Genomic DNA, 22,613 nt, shown 5'->3' with positions numbered 1-22,613 from the left:
CGCTCCCACAATGGATATCGGCAGCAGCCCTTGCCTTGTGGGAGCGAGCTTGCTCGCGAAGGGCTGCAAAGCAGCCCCAGGTTCTCAGACGTTTAAAGGATCTTCCCGATCCTCCTTGTCCTTGCGCACCTGCGCAGGATCCGCCGCATCCACCTCGCTGATCGGCTTGATCAGAGTCTGTGCCGCTACCGCCGCCTGCATCTGGGGCTCCACGGCGGCCATCGACTTTATCTCTCCCTCTTCCTTCATGCGCTGGGCAATCTGTTTGTCGATCGCGTCCTTCTTCTCCGGCGGCAGAGCCTCGTAGTCCTCTTCGGTCAGCCCAAGCTCGTTGAGCATCTTCAGGCGGATCTTCTCTTCGGGGGACAGGGCCATGTAGTCGCGGAACTCTTGGGCTGCGCTCGGTGTGACCGGAGTGCCCGGTTTCTCGGTCAAGCTCGCAGCATCGCCGGTTTCGACGGATGTACCGGTCTCGCTGGCGCCGGCGTTCTGCAGCGCCACCTTGAGCTTGGCGAAGGCCTCGTCCTGGGCGTCCTTGGCATCCTGGTAGGTCGAGTCCGAAGCACTGCGCGAGGCGCTGGTGCTGGCCACGGTGGACACTGCCGAGGCCGTCGCGGTCTCGGACTGGTAAGCTTGCGCATCGGCGCCGGGAATCGCGGCGAGCGTGCGGTGTTGACTGACCGCAATGTTTTGCCAGCCATGGCCGTTGATGATGCTCACGGGATCACACTCCTTTGGGTGGGGTACAGGTTCGGCTTGACACGGCAATAGCTGTGCCAGATTGGCAAAGCCCTGAAAACCGGGCCTTTCAGCGATGGCGGGGGACCGCTGTTTGCCACTTGCAGGAAGCAGCTTGCCGCTGGCGGCAAGGCGAACGGCACTAAAGTTTGCCCACGTGATGCCGATCACAAGAACACGAGAGCCGGGCCATGACCCGGTGTCCCATGCGGTTGGAGATCCCTGCCGGACGGGCAGGGTGGCGTCGCCTTGCGTCCACTTCAATTCATGGCCCGCCCAAGGCGGCGGGCATCGGTCTTTATGAGGAAGAGGCGTATGAATCTTTACATCAACCAGTTGCAGAAGAAGCCGGCATTCCGCGAGCAGGTCTATGCGGGCGATATCTTCCTCGATACCAACCTGCGCAGCGCCCACGAGCTGTGTGCGCTGGCCCGGCATAGCATCACCGAGGCCTTTGACGGCGAGACCGATCATGTCTCGCTGCACAAGATGATGCCGGTGGAAACCTTCGTCGAGCACGTTACCCGGCTCAAGCGCAAGTTCACCAACGGCCCGCAAGCCAAGGCGCTGATTCGCGACTATATCCTCGAGATCGGTGCCGACCCGAACGATTACATCTTCGACGTACCACGAGTGCGCGTAGTGCCGAACTACGACTACCTGCACGCCGGCGTCAGTTACGCCTACAAGCCGCACCGTGACACCTGGTACGGCAGTGTCGATTGCCAGCTCAACACCTGGATGCCGATCTACAGCATCGAGCCCGGTCAGACCATGATGATCAACCCGGCCTATTTCGAGCGCCCGGTGCAGAACTCGTCCCACAGCTGGAGCCTGACCGACTGGATCAACAACCAGCGCCTCAAGGCCAAGGACAACATCACCCAGGAAAACCGCGTACACCCGGTGCCGCTGGAAGAGATCGACACCTCCTCGGAAATCCGCATCGCAGGCAACAGTGGCGAGATCATCACCTTCTCCGGCGCTCACCTGCACGGTACCGTGGCCAACCACACCGACCGCATCCGCTTCAGCGTGGACTTCCGCCTGATTCACCTGCAAGACCTGATTCAGAAGCGCGGCGCGCCCAATGTCGACAACGGTTGTTTCGACGTGGAAGCCGGCTTCAAAGACCTTTTCCATGCCAGCGACTTTTCGCAATTCCAGGGAGTTAATCCATGACCAAGCGTCGTCTGACTGCTGCCGAGGTCGAGTACAACGAAAAGCGCGCCAGCGTGCTGAGCCGCGTCGATGCCCAATACGTGGCTGACGCCCCCTTCGTCTTCGCCAACCGCATCGCCGTGACCGCCGCGCTGTCGCGCATCGAGCTGTTCAAGATGGTCCAGGACATCCCGGGCGCCATCGTCGAATGCGGCGTGTACAAGGGCAATTCGTTGATGCTCTACATGCAGCTGTCGATGATTCTCGAGCCGTATGCGATCAACCGGTCGATCATCGGCTTCGATACCTTCCAGGGCTTTGCCAGCATCGACGAGAAGGAAGATCCGGCGGATATCAACGAGAGCATGTTCTCCGACACCGACGAAACCCTGATCCAGGACATGATCGAGGCCAACGACCTGATCCGTCCGGTGAACCGCATCCCGCGCTGCGAGATCGTCAAGGGCGACATCCTCGAAACCGTGCCGGCCTTCGTCAAGACCCGTCCGGACCTGGTGGTGGCGATGCTGATCCTCGACACCGACCTGTACTCGTCGACCAAGGTGGCCCTGGAAACCTTCCTGCCGTACATGCCGAAAGGCGCCATCGTGGTCCTGGACGAAGTCGCCTACCGCAACTTCCCCGGCGAGACCGCTGCCCTGCGCGATGTGCTGGATCTGAACAAGATCGAGCTCAAGCGCCTGCCGTTCGATTCGTCGGTGGGTTACTTCCGCGTCTGAGCGAATTTCAAGATTGTCCGAAACGGCCGCCCTGGAGCGGCCGTTTTCATTCACGGCGGGACGACCTGGTATTTTTGTCAGTTGCGGCCATGGTACCGGCGCTGCTTGAATCCTGTCGTCGCCGTTCTATTGGGGACGGTATCGCTGGACATCTTTCGGGGAGCTCCCATGAACCGTCAGGGTCTCGTCTTTGGGCTGTCGATGTCATGGAGCAAGGTGGCTTTTTCCATCATCTTCACCCTGTTGATGGCGCTGTCCGTTTCTGCCCGGGCGGCACCGCAGACGGCGGCCATGGCGGCGGGTACACAGTTGGCCGCCGAGCTGACCGCACTTTACGAAGCCACCCCTTCGCACTGCGAGAACGATCTGCCGGCCTACCGCTGCAGCGGTGTCATCGCTCGCGGCACACGGCAGACATTGCCTGAAGGGCAGGGCGCCTGGGAGCCTTATCCCCGGGGATGGTCGCGGGACACCTCGTTCAGTTTCCTGCGGGCCGACATCAAGATGAAGCGCCTGGCATGGAGCTACACCAATGGCTTCATCATCGCGGCGCCGGACCAGCTTGCCGTGGACTGCTTCTTTCCCATCGATGCCGTTTCGGACCAGCGCGACGACAAAGGCTGTGGCCCCAACAAAGACTATCGCTACGGCTACTCGCTGTGCGAGGCGTTGCTGACGCTCCGTTCCACGACGGAGGGCGATAGCAGGGGGCCCCCTGTGCGGCGCGACAGTGAGGAGTACCAGTGGACGCTGGAGCGCCTCAGTGCGCTATGGCTGAAATGGGACGAGCTTCACGCCGGGGACGCGAAACGGCGCTGCGCCTATTCCCTCAAGGACGCGCACGCGACCCAGCGTTTCGAGATCGCCCTGGCGGTGGCGGCGAAAGTGTCGCGCCTCACCGAACTGCCCAACGACCTGAAGATCCAGACCTGGGATCCGGGCTACGACCCGCGGTTGCCGATACGGGCGTTCTTTTATGTGAACGATCAGGGCAAGCCGTTTGCCGTACGTGATCGTGAGCGGTTCGAGCAGGTGACGAAGATCCATTTGCCTGTTCTCAAGGTGACCTTTCCCGGTGAGCGCGAAGGCAACATCAAATTCGAGTTCGTCGAGTGACGGGTAGGTGCGCCGCTTGGACAAGGTTTCCTGTCCGGGCAGTGAAGCCAGCGACTGATCGCTGAATATCCAGGGGATTGTCATGAAGATTCATGGCGTGATTTTCGGGTGTGCGATGGGCCTGACCCTGTCTGGCGTCAGCGGAGCTGAAAAGGCACCCTCCCCCACGGTGTCCGAGGGTGAGCGACTGGCTGCGGAGTTGACTCTGCTGTACGAGGCCACACCTTCGCGCTGCAAGGACGACCAGGCCGCCTATAAATGCAGCGGCGTCATGATTCGCGGTACGCGTCAGACCCTCCCCGAAGGCCAGGGTGCCTGGGAGCCCTATCCGCGAGGGCGGACGCTGGACACCTCGTTCACCTATGTTCGAGCCGATATCCGCGTGCCACGGCTGGCCTGGCACTACAGCAATGGTTTCATCATCGCGCCGCCGCAGGCGTTGTCGGTCAAATGCTTCTATCCCGTCGACGCGGTGTCGGACGAGCGTATCGACAAAGGCTGCGGTCCCAACAAAGACTACCGCTACAACTACTCGCTGTGTGAGGTCTTGCCCGCCGATGCCATGGTCATGGAGCGGGACGCGAACAGCGAGGAGTACCGCTGGGCCGTGGAGCAACTGGCGGACCTGTGGCTGGAATGGGACCGGCAATTCACCGACAGCATGCGCCGGCGTTGTGCCTACCGGCTCGACGATGCCTATGCCACCCAGCGTTTCGAAGTGGCCCTGGCCGTGGCGGCAAAGGCCTCGCAACAGGCGGACAAGCCCAATGACATGAAGGTCCAGACCTGGAACCCGGGCCATGACCCGCGGCTACCGATCAAGGCATTCTTTTATATCAACGATCAGGGCAAGCCCTTTGCCCAGCGGGATCGAGATCAATTCGAAAAGGCGACGAAGATCCATCTGCCCCTGTTGAAAATCACCTTGTCGGAGACCATGGGGGAGCCGCTCAGGTTCGAGAGCGGGGAATAAGTGATACGGGCCGTCCTGACGGTCTTGTCGTGACTTTTTGAGCCTTGGACTGACCCATTGCTTTTTGCAGTTAACAACATCCCTGGGGACTCCCCAGGAAGGCTGGCGGCATGTTGCAACTACGAGTCCATCAACGAAACCGTTGTTCTTCCCCCCGCACACGCGGGCTGCTCATTACGTTCTTGTCCCTGCTGGCCCTGCTCGGTAACGGGCAGGTTCTCGCGGCAGATGCCACTCAGGTTTATTTGACGACGATGTATTCCAGAGGCTGGACGAATTGCGTGGACAACCTTGTCAGGGGCATGCCCCTGCCAGAGGACCGGCAGTTGGAGGGGGCGGTGAACGCCTATAAGGAACACTACAAGAAGACCTACGCCGAAGTGGCTTCGGTCCTGGATACGGTATCCGTGGAAGCCATCATGGCGAAAGAGATCGCTTCTCAGGATGTAGCGCTGTACAAGTGTTCAGGGCTGCTCGTGCGAAGCACCCCACCGGTGGAACATGCCTGGGAACCGTATCCCGAAGGGCGCACGAGCGATAGCTCGTTCAGTTACCTGCGATCGGATATCAGAATGACGCGGTGGGCGGGGCCTTATCCCAACGGCTTCATTCTCGATCCAGCCAGTACGTTGAAAGTCGACTGTTTCTTCCCGGTGGACGGCGATTCCGACAAGCGTGGCGACAAAGGCTGTGGTGCGTATGAAGGCGGGTCAAACCTCAACCTGCAATGCCCGGACAATATAGTGATGACTGCCGATTTCGCGAACCCGATGCGCTGTCGCTATGATCTGCGTGGAGCGGATTCCGCCATTCAATTCAATCTGGGCGTCACCTCGGCGGTCAAGTCTTCCCGGGTATCGGATGTGCTTAACGAGCTAAAGGTCGAAACCTGGAAAAAGGGATATGACCCTCGAATGAAGATCCGTGCCTTCTTTTATGTGAACGCCGAAGGCAAGCCCACTGCCCAGCATGACCGCGATGTCTACCAGAAAGTCAGCGGGATTCGCGTGCCTGTGGTGGAAATGACGTTTCCGGGTACCAAGGGTGGTTCCGTGACGTTCAAGGTTGTGGACTGACGCGGCAGTCTCTGATGACCGAGCCTGGCAAGCCCGGTCATCAGGTTTCTTCTCAGATATGCAACGCATGCCCCAGCGCCCGCAGCGCCGCTTCCTGCACCGCTTCACCCAGCGTCGGGTGAGCGTGGATAGTGCCGGCCACATCCTCCAGCCGCGCACCCATCTCCAGTGACTGGCCGAATGTCGTCGACAGCTCGGAAACACCCACACCGACTGCCTGCCAGCCAAGGATCAGATGGTTGTCACGCCGTGCCACCACCCGCACGAAGCCGCTCTTCGATTCCAGGGTCATGGCCCGTCCGTTGGCTGCGAACGGGAAGTGCGCTACCAGGCAATCCAGGCCTTCTTCCTTCGCCATCTCTGGCGTCTTGCCCGCCACTACGATCTCGGGATCGGTGAAGCACACTGCCGCGATAGCCCTGGGGGTGAAGGCGCGCTGCTTGCCCGCGATCAGTTCGGCGACCATTTCGCCCTGGGCCATTGCCCGATGCGCGAGCATCGGCTCGCCGGCTACGTCGCCGATAGCCCAGACATTGCGCATGCTGGTCTGGCAGCGCTCGTCGATGGCGATGGCGGCGCCATTCATCTTCAGGGCCAAGGCTTCGAGGTTGAAGCCCTTGGTTCGCGGCCGCCGGCCCACGGCCACCAGGACCTGCTCGGTATCCAGGGCCAGTTCACTGCCGTCCGGGGCGCGCACGCGCAGGCGTTGTTCCGCCGTGTCGAAGCCTTCGACGCTGTGTTCCAGGTACAGCTTGATCCCGAGCTTTTTCAGCGACTCGGCCACCGGCTGGGTCAGTTCGGCGTCATAGGTCGGCAGGACGCGCTCGCGGGCCTCGACCACGCTGACTTCGACGCCGAGCTTGCGATAAACGATGCCCAGTTCCAGGCCGATGTAGCCGCCTCCGACCACAGTCAGGCGCTTGGGCAGGCTGGTTGGCGACAGCGCTTCGGTGGAAGAAATCACAGCGCCGCCCATGGGCAGCATCGGCAGTTCGACACTGCTGGAGCCGGTGGCGAGCAGCAGGTGCTCGCAACGGATGCGCAGGTCCTGGCCTTCGATTTCTACCAGCTTGCCGTCGATCACCTTGGCCCAGCCGTGGATGACCTTGACGTCGTTCTTCTTCAGCAGGGCAGCGACGCCGGTGGTCAGGCGATCGACAATGCCGTCCTTCCAGGCCACGCTCTGGCCGATGTCCAGGCTCGGCGCCGCAACCTTGATGCCGATGTTCGACTTGTGCGCGTGCTGTTCCGTCTGATGGAACTGCTCGGCCACATGGATCAGCGCCTTCGACGGAATGCAGCCGATGTTCAGGCAGGTGCCGCCCAGCGCCTGGCCTTCCACCAGCACGGTGGGGATGCCCAGTTGCCCGGCGCGGATCGCGGCAACATAGCCGCCGGGGCCGCCGCCGATGATGAGGAGGGTGGTGTCCAGAGTCTGCATGCTCACTCCACGAACAGGCTGGCGGGTTGTTCGAGCAGGCCGCGCACGGCCTGGATGAATTGCGCGGCGTCCATGCCGTCGACCACCCGGTGATCGAAGGAGCTGGACAGGTTCATCATCTTGCGCACGACGATCTGGCCGTTGACCACCATGGGCCGCTCGACGATGCGGTTGACCCCGACGATGGCCACCTCCGGCGTGTTGACCACCGGCGTGCTGACGATGCCGCCAAGGGCGCCGAGGCTGGTCAGGGTGATGGTCGAGCCGCTGAGTTCCTCGCGGCTGGCCTTGTTGTTGCGCGCAGCGTTGGCCAGGCGCGAGATCTCGCTGGCGTTGTTCCACAGGCTGCCGGCTTCGGCATGGCGCAGCACCGGCACCATCAGGCCGTTGTCGCCTTGGGTGGCGATACCCACGTGCACCGCACCGTGTCGGGTGATGACCTGGCCTTCGTCGTCATAGGTGGCGTTGATCTGCGGAAAATCGCGCAGGGCCACGACCATGGCTCGAACGAGGAACGGCAGCAGGGTCAGCTTGCCGCGACTTTCGCCGAACTTGCCGTTGAGGTGCTGGCGCAGTTCTTCCAGCGCCGTTACGTCGATTTCCTCGACATAGCTGAAGTGGGCGACGCGGCGCTTGGCGTCCTGCATGCGCTGGGCAATCTTGCGGCGCAGGCCGATCACCGGGATCTGCTCGCTGTCTTCGCGCTTGGCGTAGCCGCTCGGCGCTGCCTGGCCACGGGTCGGCTGGGTCAGGAAGGCGTCGAGGTCCTCGTGCAGGATGCGACCTGCCGGGCCGCTGCCGTGGACGTAGCGCAACTCGATGCCGGCATCCCAGGCGCGCTTGCGCACGGCGGGGGAGGCCAGGGGTTTTTCGTTGGCGCTGCGCGGGATGATCGGCGCTGCCTCGGTATGACTGGCTGGCGCGGCGACCGGCGTCGGCTTGGCCGCCGGGACCTCGACCACGGCGGCTTTCGGCTCAGGTGCGGCGACCACGGGCGCCGGTTTGCTGGCGCTCTCCTGATGGTTACCGGCCCCTTCCACTTCGATGCGGATCAGCTCGCTGCCCACCGCCATGACCTCGCCGGGCTGGCCGCCCAGGGCGAGGACCTTGCCGGACACCGGCGACGGGATTTCCACGGTAGCCTTGTCGGTCATGACATCGGCGACCACCTGATCCTCGGTGATGGTGTCGCCGACCTTGACGAACCATTCCACCAGTTCAACTTGCGCGATGCCTTCGCCAATGTCCGGCATCTTGATGACGTGCGTACCCATTCAGACCTCCATGACCCGTTTCAATGCCGCCCCGACCCGCGACGGGCCGGGGAAGTACGCCCACTCCTGCGCGTGCGGGTAGGGGGTGTCCCAGCCGGTGACGCGTTCGATGGGGGCTTCCAGGTGATGGAAGCAATGCTCCTGGACCAGCGCCACCAGTTCGGCGCCGAAGCCGCAGGTACGGGTGGCTTCGTGGACGACCACGCAGCGACCGGTCTTCTTCACCGACTCGACGATGGTCTCCAGGTCCAGCGGCCACAGGCTGCGCAGATCGATGACCTCGGCGTCGACGCCGGTTTCCTCGGCGGCGACCTGGGACACATAGACGGTGGTGCCGTAGGTCAGCACGGTAACGTCGTTACCCGGGCGGGTGATCGCCGCCTTGTCCAGCGGCACCGTGTAGTAGCCGTCCGGCACGGCGCTGGCCGGGTGTTTCGACCACGGCGTCACCGGGCGGTCGTGGTGGCCGTCGAACGGGCCGTTATACAGGCGCTTGGGTTCGAGGAAGATCACCGGGTCGTCGTTTTCGATGGAGGCGATGAGCAGGCCTTTGGCGTCGTAGGGGTTGGACGGCATCACCGTGCGCAGGCCGCAGACCTGGGTAAACATGGCCTCGGGGCTCTGGCTGTGGGTCTGGCCGCCGTAGATGCCGCCGCCGCAGGGCATGCGCAGGGTCAGCGGGGCGACGAACTCGCCGGCGGAGCGATAGCGCAGGCGGGCCATCTCCGAGACGATCTGGTCGGAGGCCGGGTAGAAGTAGTCGGCGAACTGGATTTCCACCACTGGCCGCAGGCCGTAGGCGCCCATGCCGACGGCGGTGCCGACGATGCCGCTCTCGGAGATCGGCGCGTCGAACACCCGGGACTTGCCGTACTTGTTCTGCAGGCCTTCGGTGCAGCGGAACACGCCGCCGAAGTAGCCGACGTCCTGGCCGTAGATGACAACGTTGTCGTCGCGTTCGAGCATCACGTCCATGGCCGAGCGCAGAGCCTGGATCATGGTCATGGTGGTGGTCGACATGGCGGTTTCCACTTCGATGGCGGTGTTGTGATCGTTCATGTCAGATCCCCAGTTCCTGGCGCTGCCGGCGCAGGTGCTCCGGCATTTCCTTGTAGACATCCTCGAACATCGAGGCCGGGCTCGGCATGTGGCCGCCGGCGAGGGTGCCGTACTGCTCGGCTTCCTTCTGCGCAGCGATGATCTCGGCGTCCAGTTCGGCGCTGACGGCCTGGTGCTCTTCCTCGGACCAGTGACCGCTGGCGATCAGGTGCTGTTTCAGGCGCATGATCGGGTCGCCGAGCGGGAAGTGAATCCAGTCGTCGGCGGGGCGGTACTTGGACGGATCGTCGGAGGTGGAGTGCGGGCCGGCGCGGTAGGTGACCCACTCGATCAGGGTCGGGCCGAAGCCGCGGCGGGCGCGTTCGGCGGCCCAGCGCGAGGCGGCGTAGACCGCGACGAAGTCGTTGCCGTCGACCCGCAGGGAAGCGATGCCGCAGCCAACGCCGCGTCCGGCGAAGGTGGTGGCTTCACCGCCGGCGATAGCCTGGAAGGTGGAGATCGCCCACTGGTTGTTGACCACGTTGAGGATCACCGGGGCGCGGTAGACGTGGGCGAAGGTCAGGGCGGTGTGGAAGTCGGACTCGGCGGTGGCGCCGTCGCCGATCCAGGCCGAGGCGATCTTGGTATCGCCCTTGATCGCCGACGCCATGGCCCAGCCGACGGCCTGGACGAACTGGGTGGCGAGGTTGCCGCTGATGGTGAAGAAGCCGGCTTCGCGCACCGAGTACATGATCGGCAACTGGCGGCCCTTGAGCGGATCGCGCTCGTTGGACAGCAGTTGGCAGATCATCTCGGTCAGCGACACGTTGCGCGCCATCAGGATGCTCTGCTGGCGGTAAGTGGGGAAGCACATGTCGGTGCGGTTCAGGGCCAGGGCCTGGGCGCTGCCGATGGCTTCCTCGCCGAGGCTCTGCATGTAGAAGGACATCTTCTTCTGGCGCTGGGCAACGACCATGCGGCTGTCGAACTGACGTGTCTTCATCATGGTGCGCAGGCCCTGGCGCAGGACCTGCGGGTCGATGTCCTCGGCCCAGGGGCCGACGGCATTGCCTTCACCGTCGAGCACGCGGATCAGGCTGTAGGCCAGGTCGGAGGTATCGGCGGGTTCGACATCGATGGCGGGTTTGCGGACCTGACCGGCGTCATTCAAACGGAGGTAGGAAAAATCTGTCTGGCAGCCTGGCCGGCCGGTAGGCTCGGGCACATGCAAACGCAGGGGGGCGTACTCGTTCATGCTTTTTACGCTCGCTCTGTCTTGTGTTTTTGTTGAGCTCTGACGCAGTAGCTACTGAGACCCGGCTCGTGACCGGAAAGTCAGTGTTGGCTTAATGATATTCCGGCCCCGGAAGAATATTTTTCTGATGTTGATTGCCTTTGAATGGGTGCGCGGATAAATATTCTGCAAAAGAACAATAGGCAGGAAGATTTATCTCATGCGCAAACTGGATCGCACCGACATCGGTATTCTCAACAGCCTTCAGGAAAATGCCCGGGTCACCAATGCCGAGCTCGCTCGTTCGGTTAATTTGTCGCCGACGCCCTGTTTCAACCGGGTCAAGGCCCTGGAAGAGCTGGGGGTGATCCGCCAGCAGGTGACCCTGCTGGCGCCTGAGGTGCTGGGGCTGGATGTCAATGTGTTCATTCATGTCAGCCTGGAGAAGCAGGTGGAGCAGTCGCTGCACCGTTTCGAGGAAGAGATTGCCGAGCGGCCCGAGGTGATGGAGTGCTACCTGATGACGGGGGATCCGGATTACCTGCTGCGGGTGCTGTTGCCGAGCATCCAGGCGCTGGAGCGGTTTCTCGATTACCTGACGCGCTTGCCGGGGGTGGCGAATATCAGGTCGAGCTTTGCCCTGAAGCAGGTCCGGTACAAGACCGCGTTGCCGTTGCCGGCCAATGGATTGACCCTGCGCGAGCCGCGTTGATTTTGAGGGCCTCATCGCTGGCAAGCCAGCGATAGGGCCCCTGAGAGCAACACACCTTTAAAGGTGTAGAAAATCACGATCAATCACCGCTATCTTCGCTTGATATTTTGAACAGTCCCTGAGTATGTTGTTCCTGTCGCCGTTTCCGGCATGCGAAAACAACAAGGATAGAGTCATGACGACCAATGTTCAGCGCTCCCTGGAAGAGCGTTTGACGGGCATTGATGAAATCGAGTGCGTTACGCCCGACCTCAACGGCGTGCCGCGCGGCAAGGTAATGACTGCGCAAGGCTTCCTCGAAGGCCGCCGCCTGCAATTGGCCCGTGGGGTGCTGTTGCAGTGCATCATGGGCGGCTACCCGCCGGCGCGCTTCTACGGCGGCGATGACGGCGACCTGGCACTGGTTGCCGAACCCACCCAGATCCACCGCCTGCCCTGGAGCACCGAACCCCGCGCCCTGGCCATCTGCGATGCCGACGAACTGAGCGGCGAAAGTTCCGGCCTGTCTACCCGCGGCCAGCTCAAGGCAGTGATCGCCCGCTACGCCGCCCGCGGCCTGGCCCCGGTGGTGGCGACCGAACTGGAATTCTTCGTCTTCGCGCCCAACCCCGACCCGACGCAAGCCTTCCAGCCGCCGCTTGGCCTGGACGGTCGTCGCGAGGACGGCCACTCTGCCTTCAGCGTCAGTTCCAACAACGGCCTGCGCCCGTTCTTCCAGGAGGTCTACCGCTGCATGGCGGACCTGGGCCTTCCCCGCGATACCTTCATGCACGAGATGGGCGTCAGCCAGTTCGAGATCAACCTGCTGCACGGCGACCCTCTGCTGCTGGCCGACCAGACCTTCCTGTTCAAGCACCTGCTCAAGGAGGTGGCGCTCAAGCACGGCCTGACCGTGGTGTGCATGGCCAAGCCGCTGGCCAAAACGCCGGGCAGCTCGATGCACATCCATCAGAGCGTGGTGGAGATCGGCAGCGGTCGCAACGTGTTCAGCGACGCCGGCGGCAAGCCGACCGAAACCTTCTTCCACTTCATCGGCGGCCAGCAGGCCTGCATGGCCGACTTCACCGCATTGTTCGCGCCCAACGTCAACTCCTACCAGCGTCTGTGCCATCCCTACGCCTCGCCGAACAACGCCTGCTGGTCCGAGGACAACCGTGCTGCCGGCCTGCGCATTCCGGCCAGTTCGCCGGTGGCGCGACGGGTGGAAAACCGCTTGCCGGGCGCCGATGCCAACCCTTACCTGGCCATTGCCGCAAGCCTTGCTGCCGGTCTGCACGGCATCGAGAACGGCCTGCAACCGACTGCGGCGATCCAGGGTGAGTTCGAGGTTCCGGATCACCTGTCGCTGCCGTGCACCCTGCATGCCGCCCTCGACCGCCTGAAACGCAGCAGCCTGGCTCGCGAGCTGTTCGGCCGCGAATTCATCGACGGTTACCTGGCGACCAAGACCCAGGAGCTGACCAGCTTCTTCGATGAAATCACCCCGTGGGAGCGTCGCGTGCTGGCTGCCCAGGCCTGATTGAACGCACGCTGGCCGGCGCGGGTCGGAAACTGACGGACAGGAGTCCGATAGCGGCATTCATGTCGCATCGGAATCCTGTTTTTTTATGTCTGCCTGACCGCTCGCCGGAAATAATCACTTATGCTTTCAGGCAGCTTTTTCCACCTGCTCAAGAGGCCGTTCGGGACGCTGATGCGCACTATCTGGAAGTCTTTTCGCGCGTTGTACTTCGCCGCATTGATGATGTTGATCGGCTCCGGCCTTTTGAGTACCTACCTGGCCCTGCGCCTGAGTGCCGACCAGGTCGACAGCCTGTGGGTCGGTGCCCTGATGGCGGCCAACTATTTCGGCCTGGCCCTGGGCGGCAAGATCGGCCACCGGCTGATTGCCCGGGTCGGCCATATCCGTGCCTACGCCACCTGTGCCGGTATCGTCGGCGCGGCGGTGCTCGGTCACGGCCTGGTCAGCTTCCTTCCGGCGTGGCTGTTCCTGAGGGTGATCGTCGGTCTCGGCATGATGTGCCAATACATGGTCATCGAGAGCTGGCTGAACGAGCAGGCCGACGCCAAACATCGTGGCGCGGTGTTCAGCGGTTACATGATCGCCTCCTACCTTGGGCTTGTGCTCGGCCAGTTGATCCTCGTCGTGCATCCGCAGCTCGGTCCCGAACTGCTGATGCTGGTCGCCATGTGCTTCGCCCTGTGCCTGGTGCCGGTGGCGTTGACCCGGCGCATTCACCCGGCGCCGCTGCGGCCGGCGCCGATGGAGCCGCGGTTCTTCATCAAGCGGGTGCCGCAGTCGTTGAGCACGGTGCTCGGTTCGGGTCTGATCGTCGGCTCCTTTTACGGTCTGGCACCGTTGTACGCCTCCAAGCAGGGCCTGAGCACCGAGCAGGTGGGTATCTTCATGGGCGTGTGCATCTTCGCCGGCCTGCTGGTGCAGTGGCCGCTGGGCTGGCTATCCGACCGCTACGACCGCGCCGTGCTGATCCGCAGCGTGGCGATCGGTCTGGCGGTGGCCTCGCTGCCCCTGGCGATCCTGCCCGGAGTGCCACTGCCGGTGCTGTTCGCCGCCGGGTTCCTGGTCTCGCTCCTGCAGTTCTGCCTGTACCCGCTGGCGGTGGCGTTCTCCAACGACCATGTGGAAAGCGAGCGGCGAGTGTCGCTGACGGCCATGCTCCTGGTCACTTATGGTGTGGGTGCGAGTATCGGCCCGTTGGCGGCCGGTGTGCTGATGAAGGCTTTCGGCGACCAGATGCTGTATGCCTTCTTCACCTTCTTCGCATTGGTCCTGGTCTGGCGCATCCGTCCGAAAGCAGTGACCGGGCTGCATCAGGTGGTGGACGCGCCGCTGTCCCACGTGGCCATGCCGGCGGCCAGTTCACCGCTCGCTGCCGCCCTCGACCCGCGGGTCGACGAGCAGGTTGTGCAGGATCAGATGCAGACGCCGGTGGCGGCCGAGGATACCGAGGCCGAGGAAGACAAGGTCGAGGTCAGGGAAGGGCAGGAGCCGGCGAAACCGACCCAGGTCTGAAACCGAACGGGGAGCCTTCTGGCTCCCCGTTTCACATCAGTAGTCGTCCTTGTCGAACCGACGCGCCTCGCGCTGCAGCTGATAGACGAAGCTTTCGATCTTGCGCTGCATCTGGCCGTTGAGGTTGTGGAACCTGACCCCGGCGAAGGTTGCGCCCAGGCGCTCCTCGAAATGCAGGTGGCGCAGCTCGACGGACATGTTGCTCAGACCAAGCGGATTGCTGGCGGCAAACTTCTCGTAGACCTGGCCCAGTTGCAGGCGCTCTTCGATATCGCCATCGAAGCGCAGCTTGCAGCCGGTGGCAGAGATGTCCAGCAGCTTGCCGCGAATGGCTCCGGCGCCCTTGAGCTTCTCGCCATCGAGGACCACATCGACCAGTTGCGACAGCTTGAGGGCAGCACGGAAGGCGTTGCGGCGCTGGTGGTAGGTGACTTCAGCGGGCAGGGTGCCGCGATAGCAGCGGATGTCGCCAGTGGAATCGATGGTCAGCGGTTGATTGCATTCCCAGGCGATCCGCACGCCTTCGTGGAAACCTTCGACGCGGAAGGGTTCGCCATTTTCCAGGAAGCGCTCGCCATCACGAGGGATCATTTCATCCAGGGCCAGTATGTTCTTGTCGCGGTCAACCTCGACCACATAGCTCTGGAAACGCTGGCTGCGCTCATGGAAGGTAATGATCAGCGGATCATGGCTCTCTTGCAGCATCCGCAAATTGGCGGCGATCTCCAGAGGCGTGGTGAACACCTTCGGAGGCTGCGGAGCTTCTACGTCATTGAACACGGTTGATGAATCTCCAGGCAAAAACGGCACACGCAGCTAGCATTCTGCCAGCATGCGTTGTGCCTTGATAGAGGGTCACGCCTGGCTGAGCGCACGAGGCTTGGATAGCGGCGATTTTGAGCCCCGGCTGTCGTAGAGGGTGGGGGCTTCGCCGCCATTGAGGATTCTGATCTGGTTGGCCGTGGTGGCCTGCTGCAGCACGATGGATTCACCGTTGCGCTCGTTGACCGCCTTGCACTCATTGAGCAGGTTGCCGAGCACATCGAGCTGGTGCAGCAGTTGCGAGCCGAGGTGCGACTGGCTGGCCAGGACCTCGACACCGGCACGGTCCGGGGTCAGGCCGATGCTGGCGAGCAGTTCGCTGCGTCGACGCCCCTGCTGATCAAGAAGAACGACCAGCGACTGCTTGTAGGCCAGGATGTTCTCCAGGGCCGGCATGTCACGGCCGTGCAGGGCCACGTATTCGTCCCGCAGCAGTTGCAGCAGCTGTTCCGCCGGGCCGATGTCGTCTTCGATCAGTTGCAGCAGGGTGGTGTCGTGCATGGCTGGCTCTTGGTCTTCGCGTCCTTGAAGTCAGCGCGCCGAGGCTAGCGCTGGGCTTCGAAATTGAGCAGTTTGCTGGCGACGCGGTTGGCGTCGACCTGGTAGCTACCGTCGGCGATGGCCTGTTTCAACGCGGCCACGCGGTCGCTGTTGACGATGGGCTGGTCGCGCAGCTTGTCGCTGACCTGTTGCAACTGCTGGGCCTCATGACTGAGGTGTACGGTTTCCCCGCTCTGGACGGTGCCGCTGGCCGCTGCAGGCTGGCCGGCGCTCTTGGCGGCCGGCTCCTGGCTGGTGCCAGTGCGCAAGCCGCCCGTCACTGACGGGGAGTTATTCAAACGACTGAAGTCGATGACCATGATCAGAAAACCTCGTGGGAATTTGGACGCTTGCCCTTTTTTCGGCCAACCCGGACAAAACTTTAGGCGCGAATGAATGGAAGATTCGCGACAGCGCCATCAGCCCGTAATGCGCACAGTTTAGAAAATGCATCTGCCAATCGCCAGTGCTCATCGACTGCGCGGTGCTCTGCGTCACAAGGTCACATCGAAACCTCCACTTCACCCGGCCCGGTTACCCTGGCCTTGATCACCCGTTTGGAGTTGAGATTGCGCACCCGGATCTGTTCGCTCATGCCGCCCTTGCTCAGCGCTTCGCCGGGCATGCGCACCGCCAGGGCGCCGGTTCGGGCAATGATGACCACGTGATCGCCCTTGCGGATGACCTCCGCCTGTTCCAGGTGAACCGGGGTGATGACCTGGTCGATGACCATTGGTCGGACGACTTTCTGTCCGATCGCCTGGTCCAGGCTCGCGAGGAAGCCCTGGTTGAGCAGGCCCACGTCGCGCTCGCGCAGGGAAACGTCCTGTTCGCCGACCACCGCTTCGCGCTTGAGCGGGCGGCTGACCACCACGACATCGCGGTACAGCTTGACCTGGGCCGGCACGAACACGGTCCAGGGCGCGCTACCATCACAGCGCACCCGCACGGTCACCCGGCCCAGCGGCTGGGCCGGGCTTTCCAGGTTGGCGCCGAGCTGTTCGCTGCACAACGGCATGCGCAGGCGCGGGTCGAGATTGTTCACCTGGATCTCGTAGCGACCCTCGGTATGGGTTTTTTGCAAATAGTCTTCGACAGTGAACTCAAGAAACCCCTGAGTGACACCGATAAGTTGTTCAGGCAAGGTGAAGGTGTCAGCCAGAGTTCGCGCACCGGGAGTCAATAGCAACAGCGCAGCAAGGAAGCCGGGCAGATGGCGGTGCAGGTGTCGGAAAAATGTCGTTTTCGTATTCATAAAAGTTAAAAAGCAAGGCGCGTGCCGAATGAGCGCGCTGCCCCAAGCTTCGGTTGAGGAGTCTGGCATGGCTGGTGTTATGGATTCGGTGAACCAGCGCACGCAACTGGTGGGACAGAATCGTCTCGAACTGCTGCTGTTCCGCCTGCGCGGCGAGCAACTGTACGGGATCAATGTGTTCAAGGTTCGGGAAGTGCTGCAATGCCCGAGCCTGACGCTTCTGCCCAAAGCCAGCCGGGTCGTGCGCGGTGTCGCGAATATTCGTGGGGCGACCATCCCGATCCTGGATCTGGCGATGGCGACGGGCCTGCCTCCGCTGGAGAACCAGGACCCGAGCAAGAGTTTCGTCATCATTACCGAGTACAACACCAAGACCCAGGGGTTCCTGGTGCATTCGGTCGAGCGCATCGTCAACATGAACTGGGAGGAGATCCATCCGCCACCCAAGGGCACCGGTCGCGATCACTACCTGACGGCGGTGACCCGGGTCGACAACAAGATGGTCGAGATCATCGACGTCGAGAAGATCCTCGCCGAAGTGGCTCCTGCGTCCGAATCGGTCTCCACCGGCGTGGTCAATGCCGAAGTGCACAGCAAGGCGGTGTCGCTGCGGGTACTGACGGTCGATGACTCGTCGGTGGCGCGCAAGCAGGTGAGTCGCTGCCTGCAGACCGTCGGGGTCGAAGTGGTCGCGCTCAACGATGGTCGCCAGGCGCTGGATTACCTGAAGAACCTGGTCGACGAGGGCAAGCGTCCGGAAGAGGAGTTCCTGATGATGATCTCCGACATCGAGATGCCGGAGATGGACGGTTACACGCTGACCGCGGAGATCCGCAACGACCCGCGCATGCAAAACCTCCACATCATCCTGCATACTTCGCTGTCCGGGGTGTTCAACCAGGCCATGGTGAAGAAGGTCGGCGCCGACGACTTCCTCGCCAAGTTCAGGCCGGACGACCTGGCGCAGCGTGTGGTCGACCGGATCAATGCCACACACTAATAGTTGTCGGGGGCTTCGGCTCCCGGCATTGCACACGATTTAAGAGGCGGCACCATTGTCTACGGGTAATTTGGATTTCGAACAGTTCCGGGTCTTCCTGGAAAAAGCCTGTGGCATCCTGCTGGGCGAAAATAAGCAGTACCTGGTTTCCAGCCGTCTCAACAAGCTGATGGAACAGCAGGGTATCAAGACGCTCACCGAGCTGGTGCAACGTATCCAGAGCCAGCCGCGCAGCGGGCTGCGCGAGCAGGTGGTCGACGCCATGACCACCAACGAAACCCTCTGGTTCCGCGATACCTATCCGTTCGAGGTACTGAAGAACAAGGTCATGCCAGAGCTGATCCGCAACAATCCGGGTCAGCGCCTGCGTATCTGGTCGGCGGCCTGTTCGTCTGGCCAGGAGCCCTATTCGATTTCCATGAGCATCGACGAGTTCGAGCGCAGCAATGTCGGCCAGTTGAAGATGGGCGCGCAGATCGTCGCGACCGACCTCTCCGGTTCGATGCTGGCCAACTGCAAGACGGGCGAGTATGACAGCCTGGCGATCGCCCGCGGTTTGTCTCAGGAGCGCCTGCAGCGCTACTTCGACCCGAAGGGGCCGGGGCGCTGGGCGATCAAGGCGCCGATCCGCAACCGTGTGGAATTCCGGTCGTTCAACCTGCTGGACAGCTATGCCGCCCTTGGCAAGTTCGACATCGTGTTTTGCCGCAACGTGCTGATCTACTTCTCGGCACAGGTGAAGAAGGACATCCTGACCCGTATCCATGCCACGCTGAAGCCGGGTGGGTATCTGTTCCTCGGTGCTTCAGAGGCGCTGAACGGGTTGCCGGATCATTACCAGATGGTCCAGTGCAGTCCGGGGATCATCTACCAGGCTAAATGATTCGGGTGCCCGTCAGGGCCCTATCGATGGCAAGCCAGCGATGAGGCCCTCGAAACCACTGCAAGACCCAGGAAAAAGCCCCCGATCTCACGACCGGGGGCTTTTGCTTTTACTTGCAGCTTATGGCTTGAAGCTTGCCGCTGCCGTCAGAAGTCGTAACGCACCTTCGCCGAGAACACATCGGCATCGAAGCCCGACTTGCCGATGTAGTCGTAGTTCACGCCCAGGGTCACCGCGCCCAGCTTGTAATCGGTACCGATACCGGCCTCATAGCTGTTGCGCACGGCCTTGGCGCCGCTGGTGACGAACGGGGTGTTGCCGAGCAGGAAGGTCGAGGTGCTGCTGGTCTCATCGGCGGCGAAGTCGTGGTACGCCATCAGCTTGACCTGCGGCTCCAGGGTGCCGGCACCGAGGTTGAAGCTGCCGGCAACGCGCACGCCGGCGCCCAGCTCGATGGCTTCGTAGCGCTGGTCTTCCACTTTCAGCGCGGCAGACGAACCCTTCTCGCGGTAGCCGTCGATGTTCACCAGGCTGTAGCGCGCCGCCAGGCGTGGTTCGACCAGCACCTGCGGGTTGATCTTCCAGGTGTAGCCGCCCACCAGGTTGAGGCCGAGCAGGTCGCTGTCGTAGCTGGCCTTGGCCCGGGTGCCGGCGATCTGGCGCTTGCTGTCGTTGTCGTTGAGGCCGTAGGTCAGGCTGCCATCGACGAAGTAGCTGCCCAGCTCATAGCCTCCGTACAGGGTGAAGGCATGGCTGTCGACCTCGGTCTTGTTGCCGCTCTTGCCGTTCACGTCGGTGTTGATGAAGCTGTAGGCCAGGCCCAGGGTCAGGTCGTCGCTGAGCTTGCCATCGGCACCCACGGCGATGCCGCGGCTGTAGGCGTTGTAGCCGGCCACGCCGTCACGCAGGTCCTGGGTGGCGTCGCTATACAGGCTCTGTACCCATACGCCGGTTTCCTTGAAACCTTCGCCGGACGAGGCGCCGCGCAGGCTGCTGGTGCGGCTGCCGGTGACGTTGCTGACCAGGTTCTGGCTGGTGGTCGCGGCACGAGTCGCGCCGCCGTTGGTTTCCGGGGTCAGTTGCTCGGCGATGCGGGTCAGGTCGGCTTCGTTGGTGTTGAGCAGGGCTTGCAGCAGAGGATCGTTGGGGTTCTGTTCGCGGATGCGGTTGAGAACGCCGTCGTTGACCAGGCTGCCGATGGCTTTCTGGCTGTTGGCCGAGCCGCCGTGGTTGCCGATGATCTCGCTGACTTCTTCCTGGCCCTTGCCGGTGACGGTGGCTACCAGGGTGTTGTTTTCGACGCTGTAGCTGTCGACCTTGAGCAGGGCGGAGGAACTGACGAGGTCGAGCTTGCCGTTCGGATCGATGGTGATGCCGTCGTCGGCCAGGATATCGATCCGGCCAGCGCTCAACAGCTTGTACACGCTGCCATTGGCGGCAAAGTCACTACCTTGGGCAGCCAGCTTGATCTGGGCGCCCTGGGCGAATTCGGCGGTGCCACTGAGGGCGAACACCGCGACATCCGGATTGGTGGCACTGCTCAGATTCAAGCCGATTGCCGAGTTGTAGGAAACGTAGAGATTGCCGTCGAGCCGGGTGTGCGGTGCCAGCAGATTCAGTTGCGCGGGTGGGTAGTCCTGGGCGCTTCCGACTTCCACCCAGTCTCGGGCGGCATCTTTCATCTGGATGTTGTAGCCCTCGCCACGCGATTCGACGGTCTTTCCGGTGAAGCGGGTATCGCCATTGACCTGGATCGACGAAAGGTCCATCAGGTTGCCGATCACCTGGCTGCCTTCTTCCAGTTCCAGGTAAACCTTGCCGCGGGGTGTCCATACGTCGATGGCCTGCTCATCCGAGCGCAATGTTCCACTGTTGATGATCCTCAGCGGCACCAGGTCGCCCAGGGAGCCGACGTTCGGGACATTGATGTCATAGCGGGTGATGTAGATGGCTGCCCAGCTTCCCTCGATGGTGCCGGTGTTGATGAAGTGATCACTGCCACCGTTGAAGCTGACGCCGCCAATATCGATGCCAAGAGCGTTTTGGCCGCGGGCAATGATGGTGCCGTGGTTCTCGATACCTGCGATATCGACCAGCTCGACTCTAGGGCCGTTGCCAGTGCCGAAGTTGTACCGGGCACTGAACTCGATACCGGTAGTATCTTCGCCCGTCCCTTGGATCAAGCCACGATTGATCACCTTGCCGGCGATTGCCCCGCCACGGATATCGATCGCGCTGGCTCCCTCGCCTTCGACGATGATGCGACCCTGTTCGCTGTTTATCAGGTCGCCGCCGATGCGGGCCGGGCTGCTGATGTTCATCCCGTTGGCAACGTCGTCACCCTCCATCGGTCCCCCTTTGGCCGACAGCAACCCTTCGTTGATCACGCTGCCGCCGATGTCTGCCAAGGCAATGCGCAGGCTGACGACACCGTCGCCCGTGGCACTGATGCTGCCTTTGTTGACGAGGTTGCCATCGACCCGGCTAATGAGCGGGCTGGCAGAAGTGGTGGGGGCCTGATCCAGATCCGCGCCGCCAGCGTAGTCACCCTTGCTGTCGATGGAGGCATTGAGAATCAGGTCTTTCTGCAGATGGCTGCCATGGATTTCGACAGGGGCGCTGGGTTGGGGGGCGTTGCCACTACCCTGGTCAACGACAACCTTGCCGTTGTCACCGCTATAGCTACCGGTGATTTCCAGGGTTTCGGCGTAGGTATGGTTTTCGCTCTTGAAGCCGGCATTGGTCAACTGCACGGTCTGGGCGTGGGCGGGAAGGGAGGTGGCGGCAACCGCCAGGGCGAGCAGGGTCTTGCGCAAACGAATGTAAGTCACGGTTCAATCCTTAAACGTCGTAGAGATCACGGTGCGGTCCTTGCGCGGCATAAGCCTTGTTGGCGGTAATAGCGATATGCCATGCAGCGAGCGAGCGGATGGTAAGGGACCAGCCATCAAAAGGACATACTTTTGGCGCCGGCTTTCCCTGCATCGTTGCCGCTTTTCGCCGCCGGTACTGGCAGCCAGCGGAAATCCATTGCCGCTTTTCTGGCATTGCCGCTTTGGCAAAATCACGAAAACCCCGGTTTCACTGGGTTTTCCTGTTTTGGCATGGGACTTGCTCTCTCATCGCCAACAGAACATCCGGTCAACCTCCGAAGGTTTCCCCGACATGAGCATCAGTTTCGACAAAGCGCTCGGTATCCATGAAAAGGCCCTGAGCTTCCGCGCCCAGCGCGCCGAGGTGCTGGCCAACAACATCGCCAACGCCGATACGCCGAACTACAAGGCGCGGGACATGGACTTCTCCAAGGTGCTCGCCGCCGAAACCGAGAAGACCCAGAAGGGCGGCCATTTCGCCCTGGATCGCACTAATGCCCGGCATATCGACGCCGAGGGCGTGACCCTCAGCGACGAGTCGCTGCAGTACCGCACGCCGATGCAGCCGTCGATCGACCAGAACACCGTCGATGCCCAGCTCGAGCAATCGAACTACGCGGAAAACGCCGTGGGTTTCCAGGCCAGCTTCACGCTGCTCAACAGTAAATTCAAAGGGCTGGTATCGGCCCTGCGCGGAGAGTAA

At 62.2% G+C, this 22,613-nt stretch carries 21 protein-coding genes; 11 read left to right on the top strand and 10 right to left on the bottom strand.

The window, feature by feature from the left end:
* Positions 1–84: 84 nt before the first annotated feature.
* A complete protein-coding gene (locus tag AC5QPF_RS22950) occupies positions 85–720 on the bottom strand; it encodes a hypothetical protein (RefSeq protein ID WP_494960028.1) in 636 nt (211 codons plus the stop codon).
* A gap of 333 nt (positions 721–1,053) precedes the next feature.
* Between AC5QPF_RS22950 and AC5QPF_RS22945 the strand changes: the two genes are divergently transcribed.
* The 5 genes from AC5QPF_RS22945 to AC5QPF_RS22925 all read left to right on the top strand — a co-directional run bounded on the left by AC5QPF_RS22945 (position 1,054) and on the right by AC5QPF_RS22925 (position 5,804).
* Positions 1,054–1,920, top strand: coding sequence for a phytanoyl-CoA dioxygenase family protein (locus AC5QPF_RS22945; RefSeq protein WP_494960027.1), 867 nt, complete (start codon positions 1,054–1,056; stop codon positions 1,918–1,920).
* A complete protein-coding gene (locus AC5QPF_RS22940; protein WP_428583787.1) occupies positions 1,917–2,639 on the top strand; it encodes a TylF/MycF/NovP-related O-methyltransferase in 723 nt (240 codons plus the stop codon). The genes AC5QPF_RS22945 and AC5QPF_RS22940 overlap by 4 nt, the downstream gene beginning before the upstream one ends.
* A gap of 168 nt (positions 2,640–2,807) precedes the next feature.
* The gene (locus AC5QPF_RS22935) at positions 2,808–3,755 is read left to right on the top strand and encodes a hypothetical protein (protein ID WP_494960026.1); all 948 of its coding nucleotides are present in this window, start codon (positions 2,808–2,810) and stop codon (positions 3,753–3,755) included.
* 82 nt (positions 3,756–3,837) lie between these two features.
* Entirely contained in the window at positions 3,838–4,728 is an 891-nt protein-coding gene (locus AC5QPF_RS22930) for a hypothetical protein (RefSeq protein ID WP_494960025.1), read from the top strand.
* A 110-nt stretch (positions 4,729–4,838) separates the two neighbouring features.
* Positions 4,839–5,804: a hypothetical protein gene (locus tag AC5QPF_RS22925; protein WP_494960024.1), complete on the top strand. Its 966-nt coding sequence runs from the start codon at positions 4,839–4,841 to the stop codon at positions 5,802–5,804.
* 52 nt (positions 5,805–5,856) lie between these two features.
* On the opposite strand, the gene lpdA is transcribed toward AC5QPF_RS22925, so the two are convergent.
* Genes lpdA through AC5QPF_RS22905 form a run of 4 tightly spaced genes read right to left on the bottom strand, consistent with a single transcriptional unit; the run spans position 5,857 to position 10,812 of the window.
* Positions 5,857–7,245, bottom strand: a complete 1,389-nt coding sequence (lpdA, locus tag AC5QPF_RS22920; protein WP_494960023.1) for a dihydrolipoyl dehydrogenase — start codon at positions 7,243–7,245, stop codon at positions 5,857–5,859.
* Between the two features lie 2 nt (positions 7,246–7,247).
* Positions 7,248–8,519, bottom strand: coding sequence for a 2-oxo acid dehydrogenase subunit E2 (locus AC5QPF_RS22915; protein ID WP_494960022.1), 1,272 nt, complete (start codon positions 8,517–8,519; stop codon positions 7,248–7,250).
* Positions 8,520–9,578, bottom strand: coding sequence for a transketolase C-terminal domain-containing protein (locus tag AC5QPF_RS22910; RefSeq protein ID WP_494960021.1), 1,059 nt, complete (start codon positions 9,576–9,578; stop codon positions 8,520–8,522).
* Position 9,579: 1 nt separating this feature from the next.
* Complete coding sequence (locus tag AC5QPF_RS22905; protein WP_494960020.1) at positions 9,580–10,812, bottom strand: thiamine pyrophosphate-dependent enzyme; 1,233 nt, start codon at positions 10,810–10,812, stop codon at positions 9,580–9,582.
* Positions 10,813–11,011: 199 nt separating this feature from the next.
* Here AC5QPF_RS22905 and bkdR point away from each other — a divergent pair, with 199 nt between their 5' ends.
* From bkdR to AC5QPF_RS22890, 3 genes are all read left to right on the top strand, one after another.
* Positions 11,012–11,503, top strand: a complete 492-nt coding sequence (gene bkdR, locus AC5QPF_RS22900) for a Bkd operon transcriptional regulator BkdR (protein WP_494960019.1) — start codon at positions 11,012–11,014, stop codon at positions 11,501–11,503.
* 277 nt (positions 11,504–11,780) lie between these two features.
* Positions 11,781–13,022 (top strand): glutamine synthetase family protein, encoded by a 1,242-nt coding sequence (locus AC5QPF_RS22895; RefSeq protein ID WP_494964234.1) that lies wholly within the window; start codon positions 11,781–11,783, stop codon positions 13,020–13,022.
* Positions 13,023–13,196: 174 nt separating this feature from the next.
* Positions 13,197–14,537: an MFS transporter gene (locus AC5QPF_RS22890; protein ID WP_494960018.1), complete on the top strand. Its 1,341-nt coding sequence runs from the start codon at positions 13,197–13,199 to the stop codon at positions 14,535–14,537.
* 36 nt (positions 14,538–14,573) lie between these two features.
* Here AC5QPF_RS22890 and AC5QPF_RS22885 read toward each other — a convergent pair whose 3' ends face one another.
* The 4 genes from AC5QPF_RS22885 to flgA all read right to left on the bottom strand — a co-directional run bounded on the left by AC5QPF_RS22885 (position 14,574) and on the right by flgA (position 17,154).
* Entirely contained in the window at positions 14,574–15,317 is a 744-nt protein-coding gene (locus AC5QPF_RS22885) for a flagellar regulator YcgR PilZN domain-containing protein (RefSeq protein ID WP_494960017.1), read from the bottom strand.
* A 75-nt stretch (positions 15,318–15,392) separates the two neighbouring features.
* Positions 15,393–15,860 (bottom strand): flagella synthesis protein FlgN, encoded by a 468-nt coding sequence (locus tag AC5QPF_RS22880; protein ID WP_330077972.1) that lies wholly within the window; start codon positions 15,858–15,860, stop codon positions 15,393–15,395.
* 44 nt (positions 15,861–15,904) lie between these two features.
* A complete protein-coding gene (gene flgM, locus AC5QPF_RS22875) occupies positions 15,905–16,219 on the bottom strand; it encodes a flagellar biosynthesis anti-sigma factor FlgM (protein WP_494960016.1) in 315 nt (104 codons plus the stop codon).
* A gap of 182 nt (positions 16,220–16,401) precedes the next feature.
* The gene (gene flgA, locus AC5QPF_RS22870) at positions 16,402–17,154 is read right to left on the bottom strand and encodes a flagellar basal body P-ring formation chaperone FlgA (protein WP_494960015.1); all 753 of its coding nucleotides are present in this window, start codon (positions 17,152–17,154) and stop codon (positions 16,402–16,404) included.
* A gap of 67 nt (positions 17,155–17,221) precedes the next feature.
* Between flgA and AC5QPF_RS22865 the strand changes: the two genes are divergently transcribed.
* Both AC5QPF_RS22865 and cheR read left to right on the top strand, forming a co-directional pair.
* Positions 17,222–18,154: a chemotaxis protein CheV gene (locus AC5QPF_RS22865; RefSeq protein WP_489016446.1), complete on the top strand. Its 933-nt coding sequence runs from the start codon at positions 17,222–17,224 to the stop codon at positions 18,152–18,154.
* 55 nt (positions 18,155–18,209) lie between these two features.
* The gene (gene cheR / locus AC5QPF_RS22860) at positions 18,210–19,037 is read left to right on the top strand and encodes a protein-glutamate O-methyltransferase CheR (RefSeq protein ID WP_330077976.1); all 828 of its coding nucleotides are present in this window, start codon (positions 18,210–18,212) and stop codon (positions 19,035–19,037) included.
* 146 nt (positions 19,038–19,183) lie between these two features.
* On the opposite strand, the gene AC5QPF_RS22855 is transcribed toward cheR, so the two are convergent.
* Complete coding sequence (locus AC5QPF_RS22855; RefSeq protein ID WP_494960014.1) at positions 19,184–21,868, bottom strand: autotransporter domain-containing protein; 2,685 nt, start codon at positions 21,866–21,868, stop codon at positions 19,184–19,186.
* Positions 21,869–22,202: 334 nt separating this feature from the next.
* Here AC5QPF_RS22855 and flgB point away from each other — a divergent pair, with 334 nt between their 5' ends.
* A complete protein-coding gene (flgB, locus tag AC5QPF_RS22850) occupies positions 22,203–22,613 on the top strand; it encodes a flagellar basal body rod protein FlgB (RefSeq protein WP_494960013.1) in 411 nt (136 codons plus the stop codon).

The organism is Pseudomonas sp. Con_6, assembly GCF_059379395.1.
This window is presented reverse-complemented; position numbering and strand designations above follow the sequence as displayed.

Excerpts from the sequence above, each read along its gene's own strand:
- AC5QPF_RS22940 (WP_428583787.1), top strand. The coding sequence starts at position 1,917 with ATGACCAAGCGTCGTCTGACTGCTGCCGAGGTCGAGTACAACGAAAAG.
- AC5QPF_RS22880 (WP_330077972.1), bottom strand. The coding sequence starts at position 15,860 with ATGCACGACACCACCCTGCTGCAACTGATCGAAGACGACATCGGCCCG.
- AC5QPF_RS22895 (WP_494964234.1), top strand. The coding sequence starts at position 11,781 with ATGACTGCGCAAGGCTTCCTCGAAGGCCGCCGCCTGCAATTGGCCCGT.
- AC5QPF_RS22915 (WP_494960022.1), bottom strand. The coding sequence starts at position 8,519 with ATGGGTACGCACGTCATCAAGATGCCGGACATTGGCGAAGGCATCGCG.
- flgM (WP_494960016.1), bottom strand. The coding sequence starts at position 16,219 with ATGGTCATCGACTTCAGTCGTTTGAATAACTCCCCGTCAGTGACGGGC.
- AC5QPF_RS22925 (WP_494960024.1), top strand. The coding sequence starts at position 4,839 with ATGTTGCAACTACGAGTCCATCAACGAAACCGTTGTTCTTCCCCCCGC.
- AC5QPF_RS22905 (WP_494960020.1), bottom strand. The coding sequence starts at position 10,812 with ATGAACGAGTACGCCCCCCTGCGTTTGCATGTGCCCGAGCCTACCGGC.
- AC5QPF_RS22930 (WP_494960025.1), top strand. The coding sequence starts at position 3,838 with ATGAAGATTCATGGCGTGATTTTCGGGTGTGCGATGGGCCTGACCCTG.
- lpdA (WP_494960023.1), bottom strand. The coding sequence starts at position 7,245 with ATGCAGACTCTGGACACCACCCTCCTCATCATCGGCGGCGGCCCCGGC.
- AC5QPF_RS22890 (WP_494960018.1), top strand. The coding sequence starts at position 13,197 with ATGCGCACTATCTGGAAGTCTTTTCGCGCGTTGTACTTCGCCGCATTG.
- bkdR (WP_494960019.1), top strand. The coding sequence starts at position 11,012 with ATGCGCAAACTGGATCGCACCGACATCGGTATTCTCAACAGCCTTCAG.
- AC5QPF_RS22910 (WP_494960021.1), bottom strand. The coding sequence starts at position 9,578 with ATGAACGATCACAACACCGCCATCGAAGTGGAAACCGCCATGTCGACC.
- AC5QPF_RS22945 (WP_494960027.1), top strand. The coding sequence starts at position 1,054 with ATGAATCTTTACATCAACCAGTTGCAGAAGAAGCCGGCATTCCGCGAG.
- AC5QPF_RS22935 (WP_494960026.1), top strand. The coding sequence starts at position 2,808 with ATGAACCGTCAGGGTCTCGTCTTTGGGCTGTCGATGTCATGGAGCAAG.
- flgB (WP_494960013.1), top strand. The coding sequence starts at position 22,203 with ATGAGCATCAGTTTCGACAAAGCGCTCGGTATCCATGAAAAGGCCCTG.
- flgA (WP_494960015.1), bottom strand. The coding sequence starts at position 17,154 with ATGAATACGAAAACGACATTTTTCCGACACCTGCACCGCCATCTGCCC.
- AC5QPF_RS22865 (WP_489016446.1), top strand. The coding sequence starts at position 17,222 with ATGGCTGGTGTTATGGATTCGGTGAACCAGCGCACGCAACTGGTGGGA.